We start from the raw sequence: 16,563 nt of genomic DNA on the forward strand, positions 1-16,563 counted from the left end.
CTCTCTAGCATGGTCTTTAGGTCAATATCGTCTTTTCTTGGTGCTTTCAGGATCCAAGGCTCTCTTCGCTTACCAGCCGCCGATAACTTGCCTATCAATTTATATTCATCAGGCCGACGAAGGCTTACCGCCTTCCGGTAGTTCTACCTGGCGATACCGGGTTCAAATAGCTATTGGGAGCCGCGCAGGCCGCAGAATGCCTCTGCTTTCTTAGGAGTGCACGTATAGGAGTCAAAGCTATCCACAAAAGACGTGGGTATATCTGTGGATAATGAGCCAGGCCCTGCGGAATACAGGGCCTGCAATCTGCTGGTCGTTAATTGAGCAGGTTTGTGATCCGGTGAAGTTGGCGAGCAGGTCCAGGGAAGCATAGCTCGGCTTGGATCTGTAGTTATGTCGCGTCTGCACTGATCAGCCAACCACACCTCAATGCCTGATGCCATAAAGGGATCAAGACGTAGATCCCACCCGGCTCTTCCATACTCGCCTTGTACCACCCACTGCACACCGCCAAGGCATGGACCTCACTGCATGTCTGTCCGGTGGCCAGCGAGTTTTGGTCGTGGCCTTTGGCTTCCCATCGTTTGGGCAGCTTCGACTCAAACTGGTGGCTCGTAGAATCCAGATTTAATATGAAAAAATCAGTCTTGGAGGGTGTCTATTCACTGCCAGTGATCGCGGCATCGTCTGGAAATTCGACAGGAATTAAACAGGCAGCAAAGTTCATCCAGTTTCTTGTGGGTCTTAAAATTTCAAGCCTGGCCACAGTAAATTACTCACGCCCGGAGAAATCGGGATCGCGCTTTTCAAAGAACGCCCTGACACCTTCCTCCAACGCCGGATGGTCGAACAGTTCTTGCTGACGATTCGCCTCGTATTCCAGTTGAGTGCGTAGATCATTGCGGCTGGCTGCTTCACATATTTGACGTGCCTCTATGACGCCATGAGCAGGCAAACGAGCCAGTTGCCGGGCCATTTCCATCGCAGTCGGCAGTAGGGCTTCGTCGTCGATACAAGCGTGGATCAGTCCCCACTGCTCGGCTTTCTTGGCTGATAAGCGTTCGCCGGTAAGACATATCGCCAAGGTGCGGGCGCTGCCCAGGCGACGCTGGAGGAACCAGGACGCACCAGCATCCGGTACCAAGGCCAGTTTTTTTACGAACGGTAGATAGAAATAGGCCGAGTGCGCTGCAAGAGTGATGTCTCCCGCCAGTGCCAATCCCACACCGCCGCCTGCGGCCCCACCGTTAACAGCGACTATTACGGGCACCGGGAGTTCGTGAAACTCGGCGATCATGGGGTTTATTCCATTGCGCATGGTTTTTCCTGCCCGCGTGCCTCGCGATTCACTCTGCGCATTGAACGCTCCGCTCCCTAGATCGGCACCGCAACTGAACAGCTTGCCATTAGCCTTGAACAGCAAAGCTCGCACCGTTTTGTCGGCGCGGACCATGGCGAGCGCATCGCGAATCTCGTCGACCATAGTGGCGCTGAGCGGATTGAATCGCTCCGGCTGATTCAGTGTGATGACTGCAACGGCCTGCTCCCGGGTGTAGATAATTGTCTGGTAACTCATGAAGTTTTACTCCTGGCTGTGGTTGAAAGTTCCTGTAGGACGCTCTTTTCCTGGGTTCATCCGTACATACTGGCCATCACGCCGCCTTACGAGTAACCACCATCCACGGCCTGTCGAAGCGCAGCGTCGAGCGCTCCGGGGGGGGGGGCACATCGGCGGCCAGTCCCAAGGCTCGCGGGCCCAATTCGGTGGCGGCTGTCGCGGCCTTTTTCCCCATCGCGCCCCAGCACGGAAACATTGGCACCGTTCTGAGCAAAAGCTTTGGCGATACCCCGGTTGGGGCAACAAACGGGCAGGCTGAATCCGCTCTGCTCACACCGAAGCAGAGCGCTGTGCGGGCAACCGCACGGCGTGATACTCGTTCTCGAAACGCGCAATCAACTGTTCCACGCCGGGAATATCATCGATGTTCCCCACACCCTGGCCCGCAGCCCAGATGTCCTTCCACAACTTGGCCCCGTTATGCCCGCCGGTACCACCCTGTGCCGGTGGTGGCGGCAGGTTGTCCGGGTCCAGGCCGGCGCGGGCGATGCTCTGTTTGAGGTAGTTGGCGCGCAGGCCACTGAACAGTGCCGTGTTGACGATCTGATCGGCGTTGGACGCGAGCAGCATTTGTTTGTAGGCCTCATCGATTTCGCATTCCCGGGTGGCGAGAAACCGCGTGCCGATGTAACCCAGGTCAGCGCCCATGATCTGCGCGGCCACCAGATCCTTGCCAGTGGTCAAGCCGCCGGAGAGCAACACGGTCCCGGTGTAGAAACGACGGATCTCGTTGACGAAAGCCAGTGGATTCAACGTGCCGCCATGCCCGCCGGCACCCGCGCACACGGCGACAATGCCATCGACACCGGCTTCAACGGCTTTTTCGGCGTGCCGTACGCTGATCACGTCGTGAAAGACAATGCCGCCGTAGCTGTGAACGGCGTCGACCACTTCACCCGGCGCTCCGACGCTGGTAATCACCACTGGCACCCTGTGCTTGACCAGCAGTGCCAGATCCTGCTCCTGCCGTTGGTTCGACCGGCTGACAATCTGATTGATCGCAAACGGCGCCGGCAACGGCTGGTGGGGCGCAAGAGGGTGGCGTAGCTCTTCGCTCAACTGCGCCAGCCAGTCGTCGAGCATCTCGGCGCTGCGCGCATTGAGCGCCGGCATCGAGCCGACGATACCGGCGCGGCATTGAGCCTCGACCAGCCTTGGGGTGGACGCCAGAAACAACGGCGCGGCAACCAGCGGCAGCCGCAGACGGTCGGATAACACAGCGGGTAACGACATCGAGAAGCCCTTAGGGTGGGAGGCATGGCCCGTTAACGGACTCATGCCCATGGTGTCAGAGTTGGCGCTGTGTCAGTCCCGCCCAGAAGCCTTTGCCACCGGCAGCAATCGCCGCCAGGCCAAGAACTTCGGCCCATTGTGAATCGCTGCCGAACTCGTCGCGCCACGACCACAAGCGGCGGGTGGTGAAATGCAGGGTGTGTTCGTGGGTGAAACCGATCGCCCCGTGAACCTGATGCGCAATTGATGTGGCAAGCGTGGCCGCCTCGCCGGCACAGACTTTGGCCACGGCTACATCGAACGCCAGGCTGCTGTGACTGCCTGCTTCGGCTTGCAGGACATCGCAGGCGCTGCGCAGCGCGACTTGTGTCGCCATACGCGCGGCACCGATGGCGCCGGCCATCTGTGCCAGTTGCTGCTGGATCGCCTGGAACTTGCCGATGGCCTTGCCGAACTGGGAACGTTCATTGGCGTAGCTGACGGCCTTGTCCAGACTCGACTCCAGTGCGCCGACCAGCGTGCAGGCACGGATCAACGCCCCGAACAGCCAGACAGGCTCTTGCACATCGGCCAACTGCAGGTGGCCAATGGAGTGAGTGCGAGCGTTGGCGAAGTGCAGGGTATCGCGCTCCTCGCCAGCAAAGTTACTGCCGGCCTCCAGGCTGACGGTAGTCTGCCGCAGGTCCACCAGCGCCAATTGTCCTGTGCCGTCGGATACCGCCGCCCAGCGACTGCTGCGGGCCCACGGCACGTTGTAAGCGCGACCCTTGAGATGGCCATCCCCGGTCAAAACCAGGTCACCGAGGCGGCCGATCTGAATCAGCGTCATCGGCTCTTCGGGCGCCTCCAGGCCGGCGCGGGCCAACAGCAGCGAGGCGAGCATGGTTTCGCCCAGGGGCAGTGGCGCGCTCCAGTAACCAATGGCGCGTAATACCGGGCTGACTTCCAGCCAACTTGCAGCGCTGCCGCCTGCTTCTTCGGCCATCAGGGCGCCGGGCAGACCTTGCTCGACCACCTGTTGCCACAACCCTGTCGCGGCGTGACCGGCATCGAAACTGGCCAGCACCTGAGGGGTGATCTGTTCGGCGAACAGGCGCTCGACGCTGTCGGCGATGATCGATTGCAACTGTGATGGTGCGCTGTCGTCCATCGCTTGATAGTGGGTGGCCTGGTTCATCGCAGTCCTAATCCTCTGGCAATGATGCCGCGAAGAATTTCGCGGGTGCCGCCACGCAGGGAAAACGACGGGGCAGTCTGGGTCAGGTAACGCATTACCTGGTCGAGTCGGGAACCGGGTTGGCGGGTACCGCCAAACAGGTCATGGGCAAGGTCGGGTAGGGATTGTTCGAGCAGGGCGCCCTGATCCTTGACCAGCGCTGCCGGTGTCGCCGGGTTGTCGCCACGCGCGAGCATGCCGGCGACGCCCAGGGACATCTGCCGCAGCACCGCGTAGCGCGCGGCGACGCGGCCCAGGCTGACACGGTGGCGCGAATCCTGTGGGTCGGCGGCGTCGAGCATTTCCAGGTACAGCTGAGTGCTGCTCAGGTAGCGTTCCGGGCCGCTGCGTTCGAGTGCGAGTTCAGCCCCGACTTGCTTCCAGCCATCGCCTGGCTGACCAATGACGAACTCGTCGGGAACGAATACATCAGTGAGGAACACCTCATTGAAGTCGTGCTCACCGAGCATGTTGTAGATCGGACGCACCGTGACGCCGGTAGCGCTCATATCGATCAACAGTTGCGACAGGCCTGCGTGGCGGTTGCTCTCGTCCTTCGGCCCGGTGCGCAGCAGGGTGACCATGTAGTGGCAGCGGTGGGCGCCGGTGGTCCAGACCTTGCTGCCGTTGACGATCCAGCCGCCCTCGGTTTTTACCGCCCGGGTTTGCACCGACGCCAGGTCGGAGCCGACATTCGGCTCGCTCATGCCAATGCAGAACAGCAGCTCACCGCGTGCGATGGCAGGCATCAGTCGCGGAGCCAGCACGTCGGGGGAGAATTTCATCAGCAATGGGCCGGACTGTCGCTCGGCGATCCAGTGCGCGTTGACCGGCGCGCCGGAGGCCAGCAGTTCTTCGAGCACCACGTAGCGTTCCAGGGCGCTGCGTTCGTGCCCGCCGTAGCGCTTGGGCCAGGTCATGCCCAGCCAACCGCGCTCGCCCAGTTTGCGGCTGAATTCGGGATCGGCGCCGTTCCAGTTTTTCGCCCGTTCGTGGGCCGGGTAGTCCTTCAGTGTCTCGGCGACAAACTCGCGCACTTCAGCCCGTAAAACCTGGGTTCTGGCGTCCAATTGACAGGGACGGATATCGAGTGCCTGCATGGCTTTTTGCTCATGTGAAGAGTGGTGGTTGTCTTGTTTTTCTAACTTGCTGAACGCCCAACAAGTAAATAAGCTAACAGCAACCCTGGCAGCGAATCAAGCCGCTGCCACTCTTGAAAATCGCCAAAGACACGGAGCCTTCATGTCCATCCACACCTCTTTTACCCCCGGCCGCGGCCTTACGCTGGGCCTTGAAGGCCATGTCGCGACCTTGGGTTTCAATCGTCCGCCGCTGAATTTTTTCGATGCCGAACTGATCGATGACCTGGCCGACGCACTGCAATATCTCGATGAGTTGCCACAGTGCCGGGTGGTCATCCTGCAGGCTGAAGGCAAGGTGTTTTGTGCCGGTGCCGACTTTTCCGGAGACGATCAGCGCGACCCGCAATACCCGCGTCGTGTCTACAAGTCAGCCGTGCGTCTGTTTCGCAATCGCAAGCCGTTGATCTGTGTGGTCGAGGGTGCCGCAATCGGTGGCGGCCTGGGCCTGGCGCTGGTCGCGGACTTCCGAGTGACCAGTGAAAAAGCGCGGTTTTCGGCCAATTTCAACCGGCTGGGCATTCATCAGGGCTTCGGGATTTCGGTTACCATGCCGCGTCTGGTCGGCCCGCAAATGGCCTCGCTGCTCATCGCCACCGGGCGCCGCATCGATGGCCGCGAAGCCGTGCGCATCGGTTTGGCCGATGTCCTGGCCGGGCCCGGCCTGGAGCGGCAAAAAGCCCGCGAGCTGGCCGAAGAAATTGCCGCCTCGGCACCCGGCGCGGTCATGTCCAGTCGTGAAACCCTGCGCATGGGCCTGGCCGATGCGGTTGACCGGATCATTGATCGCGAGGCATCGGAGCAGGAGTGGCAGATTGTGAGCGCCGATTTTGCTGAGGGCACCCGCGCCATGGCCGAACGTCGCACGCCCATTTTTACAGGACAGTAAGGAATTACCCGATGGAACCCGTTGAGAAAACCACCCAGCCAACGTCACGGCGCACTCAGTTGGAGCGTCGCGCCGAGGCGGAACAACGCCTGTTGATCGCTGCCCGGCAGATCGTCGCGCGCAAGGGCTGGGTAGGCATGACGCTATCGGAGGTGGGCGAGGAGGCGGGTTACAGCCGTGGCCTTGCAACGCATCATTTCGGCAACAAGGCCGGTCTGCTGCGTGCCCTGGCGGGTTTCGTCAACGCGACGTTCATGGAACTGGTACAAGCCCGGTCGCCGCAGTGGCGGCCGGGAATGGATGCGCTCAAGGGATTTGTCAGTGTCTATCTGGCGCGCCCAAATGGCGACTGGGTCAATACCCGCGCGCTGCTGGCCCTGATGTCGGAAGCCGTGACCCAGGACTCGGAAACCGTGCAGGTCCTCGCCGAATACAACCTTTCGGTGCAAAAGCACCTGGCACGGTATATCCACGAAGGCATCGACAGCGGTGAGATCCGCGCGGACGTGGATCCCATGACGGGCGCCTTGCTGTTCCTGGGTACGTTGCGCGGGATGATGTTGCAGGTCCTGTTGAACCCTGCGGGCGTCGATCTGGAACTGGTGCACACGCAGATGCTGGCATTCATTGAAAACGCATTGGCATCCGTGCGGCCCTTGTAGGAGCGAGCCTGCTCGCGAAGACCTCAAGAGCAACGTGTTTACCAAGAAAGAACGAGTGATCGTTAACGTCCATCGCGAGCAAGCTCGCTCCTACAGGGGGTATACTTTCAGTCTAGCAACCCCTGGGCCCGTGCGATGGACACCGCCTCGGTGCGACCACCGGCTCCGAGTTTGGTGTTGATCTTGCGCAGGTGCGACTTCACGGTCAGCTCTGACAAGAACATTTTCTCGGCGATTTCGCGGTTGCGGTAACCCAGTGCCAGCAAGCGCACCACCTGGAGTTCACGGGTGGACAGGCTGGACTGCGCCTCGTCTTCGCGCTTGGGCTCGACTTTCTTGCTGCTGCTGTCGCCGCGCAACAACAGGCTGACGAAACCGGCGCGAATACCCAGCGTCTCTTCCTGGCCATGGAAGGTTACCGACCAGCGCTCCAACACGGCCGCCAGGGGCGCGCCTTCATCGAGAAAGGTGCGGACAAACCCGACGTGGCTGGCGAAGCGCAAGGCCACCGTCAATTGCTCCAAGGCTTCTTTGTGCAGTTTCACGCCATCGAGTGCCAGGATCAGCAACAGGCGCAATTTGAGTGCGCGGCGATGCTGGTGCCGCTGCAGGGCGAGCTCCATGGCCTGGCGCAGTGGTTCGACGCAACCGTCTTCACCTTGCGCGATACGCAGGCGCTGGCGAGCGATGAAAGGCGTGTCGACGTCGTTGGCACTCAACGTTACGCCCGGTTGCTCCCAGTCGCTCAGTTGCTCGGCGGCGCGCATGGCGTGATCGGCGGTATCCAGACGATTTTCCAGGGTGGCGATACGCGCCCGCTCCAGCCAGGCCGAACAGAGAATGCGCGTGGAACCGGCCACCTGGCCCAATTGGTCGAGATCGGCCAGGTAACGCATCCAGGCCGGACGGTCGCCGTGCAGGTAGGCGAGGCGGGCCAGTAACACATGGGTGCTGATCAACGAGTCCGGTGCGGCGTGCTCCTTGGCATAGGGCAGCAGTTCAGTGAGTCGTTGCCGCGCTTCGCTGACCGCGTCCGTTTCGTAGAGCACTACGCAATGGATGGTCTGCAGGACCGGGAAGCCCACGGGTGGTGTACCGGCCAACGTCTCGCGACTGCGGCGCATGGCAGCGTCCGCGCGGGTCAGGGCGCTGTCGAGTTGCCCTTGGGTCAGGTCGAGCATCGCTTCCAGCGCATCGGTGACGTCGCGCAGGTAGGTCGACTCTTTTTGCGCCTCGCGCATCCCGGCACTGCCCAGTTTTTTCCGTGCTTCGTCGAAGCGACCGGTGTAGAACAGCGAGCAGATTTCCACAAAAGCCGTGACCCGATACTGCAACTTGTCCTGGAGGCCGAGTTGCTCTAACAGCTCAGTGGCGGCGATCAATGCCTCGTCGACACGGTCGCCGATCAGCAGCAACAGCGGATAAACGTAGTGGTGCTCTTGCGCCAGCGCCGGGTTTTCCAGGACGTGCAATGCGTCCTTGTGGCGACGGGCATGTAGCAGGGCCCAAGCGTAGGCAATGCCTAGGCGCGGATGCAAATCACGTATCTCGACGGGTATGCGCGAGAGCCAGCGCATTAGCAGGCTCGCATGGCCGTTTTCCACCAGTTCGTCAATATGCAGCACCAGTTGCGAGGCCGCTTCGTCGACGGCGTGCGCGGTAAACAGGTGCTCGAGGGCCTCGACCGGCCGTGCATTGGCGAAATACCAGAGCGCCGCCTTTTGATGTTGCTGCTCGAACTTGTCCGGATGTTGCTTGAGGGTTTGCAGGAGGAAGTCGGCGAATAGCGGGTGATAGCGAAACCATTGGCGCTGGTCGTCGGTGGCAATCACGAACAGGTTGTCCCGTTCCAATGACTCGATCATCAACTTGCTGTCGCTGCGGCCCGTGACGGCATCGCACAAGGCCGGGCAGAACCGTGACAAAACGCTGGTCTGCAACAGGAACTGCTGGCATTGCCCGGTCTGGCGGGCCAACACATCTTCGGCGAGGTACTCCGCCAGCGCCGGGTTGGAACCGTTGAATGAGGCAATGAAGGCAGCCGGATCACTGTGTCGTTGCAGGGACAGGGTGGCCAGGTAAATCCCGGAGATCCAGCCTTCGGTGCGTTCATGCAGGCTGTCGATGTCGGCAGCGTCCAACGGCAGTTGGCGCTTTTGCAGGATGTAAGTGGCAGTCTCGTCGATGCTCAGGCGCAATGAATCGGTGGTCACCTCCAGCAGTTCACCACGTGCCCGTAACCGACCCAGGTTGATATCCGGTGTTGTGCGCGAAGCGATGGCCAACGTCGCATCGATGGGCAACGCCTTGAGCAGGCGCTGGATGAATTCGAGGGCCGGCGGCTGCTCGATGACTTCGAACTCGTCCATCAGCAGGGTGAACGCCCCGTTGCTCGCGCTGATGTGGTCGAGCAGCCAGTGCTCCCGTTGCACCGCGCTGCTGTCCGCCTGGGAACTGTCGCCGGCATCGATCAAACCGACGTCGCGCAGACCAGTGAGCAGTACCTGGCTCAAGCGCTGCGGATCGTTATCCAGGGCATCAAGGTTGCACCACAACACACGCCGGCCATCAGCCAGGCAACGTTCGCGGTACTGCTGCATCAGTGTGGTCTTGCCGTACCCGGCACAGGCACTGATCAGGATCAGGCGCACGCCTTCGTGCTGTTCGAGTTGTGCAAGCAAAGCCGAACGTTCCAATTGACCAGGCAGGCTGGCGGGCGCGAGGAATTTGCCTGCGCGAACGGGCGGTTTTGCTCCCTGTGCTGGTTCGTTGGAACTACGTTCAAAACCTTCCATGCATCCTACCTTTGGTCGTCGTCGCGCCGGTGCGGCCCTTTCTAGTATCGCCTGTCATGAGCGACACCCGATTCAGGGTTCGAGCCCGCCAGTGTAGCGGGCCGACACAGGATTGGCAGCTCCCGAACCGCCCACCCTTGCATGGAAGTCCGAACACCATGAGTGCCAACGAAAACCTGAATGCTGCCGATATTCGCGTGATCCTGGACAAGCAGCGTGCCGCTTGCCTGGCCAGTGCGCCGTGGACAGCCGAGCAGCGCTGCGAATTGATTGACCGGGCCATCGGTCTGCTGGTCGATTACCAGCACGATATCATCGAAGCCTTGTCGGCAGACTTCGGTCATCGCAGTCATGACTTCTCACGCATGCTGGACGTCCTGGGGCCGCTGGCATCCTTGAAGTATACCAAGGCCAAAATCGCCGAATGGATGCAACCGGACCAGAGGGCCACCGACCGCGGCGAGGCCTGGGTGCAGTATCAGCCGCTGGGCGTGGTGGGCATTCTCACCGCCTGGAACTTCCCGGGGAACATGGTCTTCAACGGTCTGGCAGGGGCCTTGGCCGCCGGCAACCGGGTGATGATCAAAGTCTCGGAATACAACCCGAAAACCTCCGCATTGCTGGCGCGGATCTTCCGCGAAGTGTATGCCGAGGACGAAGTCGCGATCATCACCGGCGGCCCTGACATCGGCCATGCGTTCAGCCAGCAGCCGTTCGACCACCTGCTGTTCACCGGCGCCAGCAGCATCGGCAAGCATGTTATGCGCGCTGCCGCCGAAAACCTGGTGCCGGTCACCCTGGAATTGGGCGGCAAGTCGCCGACCATCATTTCGCGCTCCGCCGACCTGAAGGTCGCGGTCACTAAAATCCTCACCGGCAAGCTGCACAACGCCGGGCAGATCTGCCTGGCGCCAGACTACGTATTCGTGCCCGAGGAACAACAGGAAGCGTTCGTCGCAACGGTCCGCGAAGTGGTTGCCACACTGTTCCCGACCTTGCTCGACAACCCTGACTACACCTCGGTGATCAATGCCCGTCACTTCGAGCGTCTGCGCGGTTACTTGAGTGAGGCGCGCGAAGCGGGCGTCGAGCTGATCGAACTGAACCCGGCCGGTGAGGACTTCAGCGACCAGCCGCACCACAAGTTGGTGCCGACCCTGTTGCGCAATCCCGGTGACGAACTGCAGGTCATGCAGGACGAAATCTTCGGCCCGCTGTTGCCGTTCAAAACCTACAAGTCCTTCGCCGAAGTGGTCAGCTATATCAACTCGCGCCCGCGTCCGCTGGGCCTGTACTACTTCGGCAACGATGTCGGCGAAGAGGCCTTCGTGCTCAATCGCACCACCTCAGGCGGCGTGACCCTCAACGACGTGCTGCGCCACGGCGGTGTCGAGACACTGCCATTCGGTGGCGTCGGCAACAGCGGCATGGGCTGCTACCACGGCATCGACGGTTTCCGCACCTTCAGCCACGGCAAATCGGTGCTGCGTGCAGCCGATGGGCCGGACGCGATGCGCCCTCCGTACAGCGAACAGGTACGCCAGTTCGTCGGTTCGATGATCAAGCGCTGAGACAACCATCGACATGGTGGGTGCGCTGACTGCGTTCGCCATGTCGCCCACTTCCTGCTTGAAGAAAGAGAATAAAAATATGAAAGCTGCCGTACTCCATGCTCCCGGTTCGCAACTGACCATCGAAGAAGTCGGCATCAGCAAACCCGGCCCTCGGGAAGTGCTGGTGCGCACCGTTGCGGTGGGCGTTTGCCACTCCGACTTGCATTTCGTCGACGGTGCCTATCCGTTTCCAATGCCGGTGGTCCTGGGTCACGAAGCGTCGGGCATCGTCGAGCAAGTGGGCTCCGAGGTGCGCACGGTCAAGCCGGGCGATCATGTGGTGACCTGCCTGTCGGCCTATTGCGGGCATTGCGAACACTGCGTCACCGGGCACCTGTCGTTGTGCGTGTCGCCGGACACCAAGCGAGGTGTCGATGAAGAATCTCGCCTGACCTACGTGCAGAAACCGATGACCCAGTTCATCAACCTGTCGGCCTACGCCGAGCAGATGCTGGTGCACGAAAACGCGCTGGTCGCCATTCGCCGCGACATGCCGCTCGACCGCGCGGCATTGCTCGGTTGCGCGGTCACCACCGGCACCGGCGCGGTGTTCAATACCGCCAAGGTGCGTCCGGGTGAAACCGTTGCGGTCATCGGTTGCGGCGGTATCGGCCTGGCCACCATCAACGGCGCGGCACTGGCCGGTGCCGGGCGGGTCATCGCCATCGACATGCTCGATTCCAAGCTGGAATTGGCCAGGCAGTTTGGCGCCACCGACGTGGTCAATGCCAAAGACGGCAGCGCCGTCGCACAGGTGCTGGAGTTGACCCGTGGCGGCGTGCATCACGCCTTCGAGTGCATCGGCCTCAAGCAAACCGCCGAACAGGCTTTCGGCATGCTGGCCCGCGGCGGCACCGCGACGATCATCGGCATGATCAAGCCCGGCGTGAAGCTGGAACTCGATCCACTGGCTTTGCTGCATGAGCGCCGTATCCAGGGCTCCTTCATGGGCTCCAACCGCTTCCCGGTGGACTTGCCGCGCCTGACCGACTTCTACATGCAAGGCCGGCTCAAGCTCGACGAAATGATCTCCCAGCGCATCAAACTGGAGCAGATCAACGAGGCCTTCGACGAACTGCGCCGGGGCGAGCTGGCACGCTCGGTGATCCTCTTCGACCAATGAGTGTGTCCTGCCGTCGCAGCGCCCAGGCCTGCGACGGCAGACAGCCCTATGCAGTCCGTCCCCAAACAAGACCGGCCACAGGCTGGCGACTCACCGTTGAGGTAGCAGATGGATATTCATTTCAGTCCCGAGGAAGTGGCATTCCGTGAGGAAGTCCGGGCGTTTCTCAAGGCGCACCTGCCAGAAGACATCGCGGCCAGGATCAACCAGGGCAAGTCGGTATGCAAGGCCGACCAGGTGCTGTGGATGCGCACCCTGAACGACAAAGGCTGGCTGGCGGCGAGCTGGCCGGTGGAACATGGCGGCACTGGCTGGAGCGCGGTACAGAAGCACATTTTCGACGAAGAATGTTCGGTCGCCGGTGCCCCTCGGATCGTGCCGTTCGGCGTCAACATGGTTGGACCGGTGATCATCAAGTTCGGCACGCCCGAGCAGAAGGCGCATTACCTGCCGCGCATTCTCGATTGCGAAGACTGGTGGTGCCAGGGCTATTCCGAACCGGGCGCGGGCTCCGACCTGGCCAGCCTGCGCACCCGCGCGGTGCGTGACGGCGACGAGTACGTGGTCAGTGGCCAGAAGACCTGGACCTCCACCGGCCATATGGCCGACTGGATGTTCTGTCTGGTACGCACCGATGCCGAAGCACAACAGCAGCGTGGCATCTCTTTCCTGCTGATCGATATGAAGACGCCCGGCATTACCGTGCGCCCGATCATCACCCTCGACGGCGGTCACTACGTCAACGAAGTGTTCCTCGACAATGTACGCGTGCCGGTACACAACCTCGTCGGCCGCGAAAACGAGGGCTGGACCTGCGCCAAGTACCTGTTGACCCACGAGCGCACGACAATCGCCGGAATCGGCATTGCCAAAGCCATGCTCTCGCGCCTCAAGCAGGTCGCCCGTGTTGAACAGCGCAACGGCAAGCCGCTGATTGAAGATCCGCAGTTCCGCGCGCAGATCGCCGACGTGGAAATCCAGTTGATGGCCATCGGCATGAGCAACCTGCGCATCCTCGCTTCGGCCAGCGACGGGGGAGTGCCGGGATCGGAAAGCTCGATCCTGAAAATCAAGGGCACCGAGATCCGTCAGGCGATTACCTATTTGCTGAGCAAAGCGGTCGGGGTCTATGCCAATCCTTTTCTAAAGGAGGAGTTGGGCTATGACCATGACGGCGAGTTGCTGCACAGCGAGTTCAGCAACTCGTCGACCTGCCAGTACCTGGATATGCGTAAAGCCTCGGTTTACGGCGGTTCCACCGAAATCCAGAAGAACATCATCGCCAAGATGATTCTCGAACTCTAAGGGGCAGACCATGGACTTCAAACTTTCAGAAGAGCAGCAAATGCTGCAAGACACCGCTGCCCGACTGGTGCGTGATGCCTATGGCTTCGAGCAGCGTGAGCAGTTTCGTGACAGCGCCAAAGGTTTCAGCGGCGAGTTCTGGCAACAGCTCGGAGACCTGGGCTTGACCTCGGTGCCGTTTGCCGAAGATTTTGGCGGGTTCGGCGGCAGCGGCGTGGATGTAATGCTGGTGGCCCAGGAATTCGGCCGTGGCCTGTGCCTGGAACCTTGGCTGCAATCGGTGATCTTTGCCGGTGGCTTGATCGACCAGCTCGGCAGCGCGGCGCAAAAGAGCGAATTGCTACCACAGGTGGCCAGTGCCGACCTGCAACTGGCTGTGGCCGTCGAAGAACCGCAGAGCCATTACCAGTTGCACGATGTGCAGACTCGTGCTGATGCGGTCAACGGTGGCTGGTCGCTCAGCGGGCGCAAGTCGATGGTGGTGGGCGGACAGAGCGCCGGCTTGCTGCTGGTCTCGGCGCGGGAATCCGGCAGTGTGCGTGACGAGGCTGGCATCAGCCTGTTCCTGGTCGACCCGGCAACGACGGGGGTGAGCGTGCGCGAATACCCGACCATGGACGGCCGCCGGGCCTGCGATCTGTTCCTGGACAATGTGTTCGTCAGCAGCGCCGCGGTATTGGGTGAACACGGCAAGGCACTCGATGCATTGCGCTATCAACAGGGCCGCGCCATTGCCGCACAGTGCGCGGAAGCCGTTGGCAGCCTGGAGGCGACCTGCGCACTGACCCTGGACTACCTCAAGACCCGCAAACAGTTCGGGCAGGTCATCGGCAAGTTTCAGGCCCTGCAGCATCGCATGGTCGACATGCACATCGAGCTGGATCAGGCGACCTCGATGACCCTGCTCGCGGCGTGCGTGGCGGACGAACCGGATAGCCTGGAGCGTAGCCGCACACTGGCCGCCGCCAAGTATGTCGTCTGCCGTGCCGCGCGCTTTGTCGCCGACCAGGGCATCCAGCTGCATGGCGGGATCGGGCTGACATGGGAATACGTGCTGTCGCATCACGCCAAACACCTGCTGATGATCGCCCGTCAGTTTGGCGACGATGACCATCATTTGCAGGCCTACAGCCAGACCATGCAGGACGCCTAGGTCCGTCGATCCTCATCACATAACAATAAGGGAGACAACATCATGACCAGGTCATGGGGTTTGCCATGCAAGCGGCTGCGCGACATTACCGTCGCGAGCGTTCTGCTGGCCGTATCACTGTGCAGTTCTGCCGCCGACAAACCGAACGTGCTGGTCATCTTTGGCGATGACATCGGCATCTTCAATATCAGTGCCTACAACCAGGGCATGATGGGCTATGAAACGCCGAGCATCGACCGCATCGCCAAGGAGGGCGTGCTGTTTACTCATGCCTACGGCGAACAGTCCTGCACAGCTGGCCGTGCCGCTTTTGCTCTGGGCGAACACCCGTTCCGTACGGGGCTGCTGACTGTCGGCATGCCCGGCTCGGAACACGGTATCCCGGATTGGGCACCGACCATCGGCGACGTGATGAAACAACAGGGCTACACCACTGGCCAGTTCGGCAAGAACCACCTGGGTGATCGTGACAAGCATTTGCCGACCAACCATGGTTTCGACGAATTCTTTGGCAACCTGTACCACATGAACGCCGAGGAAGAACCGGAAACCTACTACTACCCCAAGGACCCGGAGTTTCGTAAACAGTACGGCCCGCGCGGTGTGATCCATTCCTACGCAGACGGCAAGATCGAGGACACAGGTCCCCTGACGCGCAAGCGCATGGAAACCATTGATGACGAACTGGTGCAGGCCACCGGCAACTTCATCGACAAGGCGCACAAGGCCGACAAGCCGTTCTTTGTCTGGTTCAACGCCACCCGGATGCACATCTGGACCCACCTGAAGAAAGAGTCCGAAGGCAAGACCGGCGTCGGTCTGTATCCGGATGGCATGGTCGAGCATGACGGGCAGGTCGGTCAGTTGCTCAAGAAACTGGATGACCTGGGCATCGCCGACAACACCATCGTGATCTACACCACCGACAACGGCGCGGAGAAGTTCTCCTGGCCTGATGGCGGCACGTCACCGTTCGCCGGCGAGAAGGGCACTTCCAATGAAGGCGGGCATCGCGTTCCGTTGCTGGTGAAATGGCCGAAGGTGCTCAAACCCGGTACTCACGCCAACAACCTGATCGCCCACAACGACTGGATGCCGACGTTGGCCGCGGCTGCCGGCGCACCGAATCTGGTGGCGGACCTGGCCAAAGGCACACAGCTCAACGGCAAGCAGTTCCGCGTGCATCTGGACGGCTACAACTTCCTGCCGTTCTTCAAGGGTGAGGTCAAGGACAGTCCACGCGAGGAGTATTTCTACTTCAGCATGGGGGGCGATCTGGATGCGATCCGCTGGCGGGAATGGCGGCTGGCGTTCGCGCAAATGACCGGGGATTTCGCCAGCGCTTCGCGCAAGGTCACCAATGTACCGGTGTTGACCAACCTGCTGGCCGACCCGTTCCAGACCGCGCGCAAGGAATCGCCTATGGCCAAGCGCTGGGCTGCCGACCAGGCGTGGCTGCTGGTGCCGATCCAGGCCAAGGTCAAGGCCTTTATGGCAACGCTGAGCCAGTACCCGTTCCAGGAAGGCGTCAGCCTCAACCCCGGCAACATCAACTACCAAAGCCTGGCAGTGAAGAAAGCACTGATGGGCTTGCAGAAGACTGCACCTGCGAATTGATCGCCGCCGCTCACTATGGCAAGCCCGCTCCCACAGAATAAGTGTCGTCCAGGAGCACGACAGTCGACGCATAAACCTGTGGAAGCGAGCCTGCTCGCGATGGACGTTAACGCGTGTTTTCTGGGTAACCGCGTTGCTCTTGAGTGCTTCGCGAGCAGGCTCGCTCCTACAGAAAGCAGTCTTTTTTGTTCAATGTTTTT

At 61.0% G+C, this 16,563-nt stretch carries 12 protein-coding genes; 7 read left to right on the forward strand and 5 right to left on the reverse strand.

Annotation, left to right across the window (positions count from 1 at the left end; all coding sequences use genetic code 11):
* Nucleotides 1-772: 772 nt before the first annotated feature.
* The 4 genes from ACM6J5_RS13115 to ACM6J5_RS13130 all read right to left on the reverse strand — a co-directional run bounded on the left by ACM6J5_RS13115 (nucleotide 773) and on the right by ACM6J5_RS13130 (nucleotide 5,167).
* The gene (locus ACM6J5_RS13115; RefSeq protein ID WP_414928650.1) at nucleotides 773-1,576 is read right to left on the reverse strand and encodes an enoyl-CoA hydratase-related protein; all 804 of its coding nucleotides are present in this window, start codon (nucleotides 1,574-1,576) and stop codon (nucleotides 773-775) included.
* A 312-nt stretch (nucleotides 1,577-1,888) separates the two neighbouring features.
* The gene (locus ACM6J5_RS13120; protein WP_414928651.1) at nucleotides 1,889-2,851 is read right to left on the reverse strand and encodes an NAD(P)H-dependent flavin oxidoreductase; all 963 of its coding nucleotides are present in this window, start codon (nucleotides 2,849-2,851) and stop codon (nucleotides 1,889-1,891) included.
* A gap of 55 nt (nucleotides 2,852-2,906) precedes the next feature.
* Nucleotides 2,907-4,028 carry an acyl-CoA dehydrogenase family protein gene (locus tag ACM6J5_RS13125; RefSeq protein WP_414928652.1) on the reverse strand — a complete coding sequence of 374 codons (1,122 nt, stop codon included), beginning with the start codon at nucleotides 4,026-4,028 and terminating at the stop codon, nucleotides 2,907-2,909.
* Entirely contained in the window at nucleotides 4,025-5,167 is a 1,143-nt protein-coding gene (locus tag ACM6J5_RS13130) for an acyl-CoA dehydrogenase family protein (RefSeq protein WP_414928653.1), read from the reverse strand. Before ACM6J5_RS13130 ends, ACM6J5_RS13125 begins: the two co-directional genes overlap by 4 nt.
* Nucleotides 5,168-5,309: 142 nt before the next feature.
* Here ACM6J5_RS13130 and ACM6J5_RS13135 point away from each other — a divergent pair, with 142 nt between their 5' ends.
* Both ACM6J5_RS13135 and ACM6J5_RS13140 read left to right on the forward strand, forming a co-directional pair.
* Complete coding sequence (locus ACM6J5_RS13135; RefSeq protein WP_414928654.1) at nucleotides 5,310-6,095, forward strand: enoyl-CoA hydratase/isomerase family protein; 786 nt, start codon at nucleotides 5,310-5,312, stop codon at nucleotides 6,093-6,095.
* Nucleotides 6,096-6,106: 11 nt separating this feature from the next.
* Nucleotides 6,107-6,757, forward strand: a complete 651-nt coding sequence (locus ACM6J5_RS13140; protein WP_414928655.1) for a TetR/AcrR family transcriptional regulator — start codon at nucleotides 6,107-6,109, stop codon at nucleotides 6,755-6,757.
* 107 nt (nucleotides 6,758-6,864) lie between these two features.
* Here ACM6J5_RS13140 and ACM6J5_RS13145 read toward each other — a convergent pair whose 3' ends face one another.
* Complete coding sequence (locus tag ACM6J5_RS13145) at nucleotides 6,865-9,438, reverse strand: LuxR C-terminal-related transcriptional regulator (RefSeq protein ID WP_414928656.1); 2,574 nt, start codon at nucleotides 9,436-9,438, stop codon at nucleotides 6,865-6,867.
* 272 nt (nucleotides 9,439-9,710) lie between these two features.
* On the opposite strand from ACM6J5_RS13145, the gene ACM6J5_RS13150 reads away from it, so the two are divergent.
* The 5 genes from ACM6J5_RS13150 (at nucleotide 9,711) to ACM6J5_RS13170 (ending at nucleotide 16,363) form a co-directional block, all read left to right on the forward strand.
* Nucleotides 9,711-11,123, forward strand: coding sequence for a coniferyl aldehyde dehydrogenase (locus tag ACM6J5_RS13150; RefSeq protein WP_414928657.1), 1,413 nt, complete (start codon nucleotides 9,711-9,713; stop codon nucleotides 11,121-11,123).
* 79 nt (nucleotides 11,124-11,202) lie between these two features.
* The gene (locus ACM6J5_RS13155) at nucleotides 11,203-12,288 is read left to right on the forward strand and encodes a Zn-dependent alcohol dehydrogenase (RefSeq protein WP_414928658.1); all 1,086 of its coding nucleotides are present in this window, start codon (nucleotides 11,203-11,205) and stop codon (nucleotides 12,286-12,288) included.
* Nucleotides 12,289-12,396: 108 nt separating this feature from the next.
* Nucleotides 12,397-13,593: an acyl-CoA dehydrogenase family protein gene (locus ACM6J5_RS13160; protein WP_414928659.1), complete on the forward strand. Its 1,197-nt coding sequence runs from the start codon at nucleotides 12,397-12,399 to the stop codon at nucleotides 13,591-13,593.
* Nucleotides 13,594-13,603: 10 nt separating this feature from the next.
* A complete protein-coding gene (locus ACM6J5_RS13165; protein WP_414928660.1) occupies nucleotides 13,604-14,746 on the forward strand; it encodes an acyl-CoA dehydrogenase family protein in 1,143 nt (380 codons plus the stop codon).
* 42 nt (nucleotides 14,747-14,788) lie between these two features.
* Nucleotides 14,789-16,363, forward strand: coding sequence for an arylsulfatase (locus ACM6J5_RS13170; RefSeq protein WP_414928661.1), 1,575 nt, complete (start codon nucleotides 14,789-14,791; stop codon nucleotides 16,361-16,363).
* Nucleotides 16,364-16,563 lie beyond the last annotated feature (200 nt).

Source organism: Pseudomonas sp. IT-P74 (assembly GCF_949768175.1).
Classification (GTDB): Bacteria; Pseudomonadota; Gammaproteobacteria; order Pseudomonadales; family Pseudomonadaceae; genus Aquipseudomonas.

Excerpts from the sequence above, each read along its gene's own strand:
- ACM6J5_RS13115 (WP_414928650.1), bottom strand. The coding sequence starts at position 1,576 with ATGAGTTACCAGACAATTATCTACACCCGGGAGCAGGCCGTTGCAGTC.
- ACM6J5_RS13155 (WP_414928658.1), top strand. The coding sequence starts at position 11,203 with ATGAAAGCTGCCGTACTCCATGCTCCCGGTTCGCAACTGACCATCGAA.
- ACM6J5_RS13160 (WP_414928659.1), top strand. The coding sequence starts at position 12,397 with ATGGATATTCATTTCAGTCCCGAGGAAGTGGCATTCCGTGAGGAAGTC.
- ACM6J5_RS13120 (WP_414928651.1), bottom strand. The coding sequence starts at position 2,851 with ATGTCGTTACCCGCTGTGTTATCCGACCGTCTGCGGCTGCCGCTGGTT.
- ACM6J5_RS13125 (WP_414928652.1), bottom strand. The coding sequence starts at position 4,028 with ATGAACCAGGCCACCCACTATCAAGCGATGGACGACAGCGCACCATCA.
- ACM6J5_RS13170 (WP_414928661.1), top strand. The coding sequence starts at position 14,789 with ATGACCAGGTCATGGGGTTTGCCATGCAAGCGGCTGCGCGACATTACC.
- ACM6J5_RS13130 (WP_414928653.1), bottom strand. The coding sequence starts at position 5,167 with ATGCAGGCACTCGATATCCGTCCCTGTCAATTGGACGCCAGAACCCAG.
- ACM6J5_RS13140 (WP_414928655.1), top strand. The coding sequence starts at position 6,107 with ATGGAACCCGTTGAGAAAACCACCCAGCCAACGTCACGGCGCACTCAG.
- ACM6J5_RS13135 (WP_414928654.1), top strand. The coding sequence starts at position 5,310 with ATGTCCATCCACACCTCTTTTACCCCCGGCCGCGGCCTTACGCTGGGC.
- ACM6J5_RS13165 (WP_414928660.1), top strand. The coding sequence starts at position 13,604 with ATGGACTTCAAACTTTCAGAAGAGCAGCAAATGCTGCAAGACACCGCT.
- ACM6J5_RS13150 (WP_414928657.1), top strand. The coding sequence starts at position 9,711 with ATGAGTGCCAACGAAAACCTGAATGCTGCCGATATTCGCGTGATCCTG.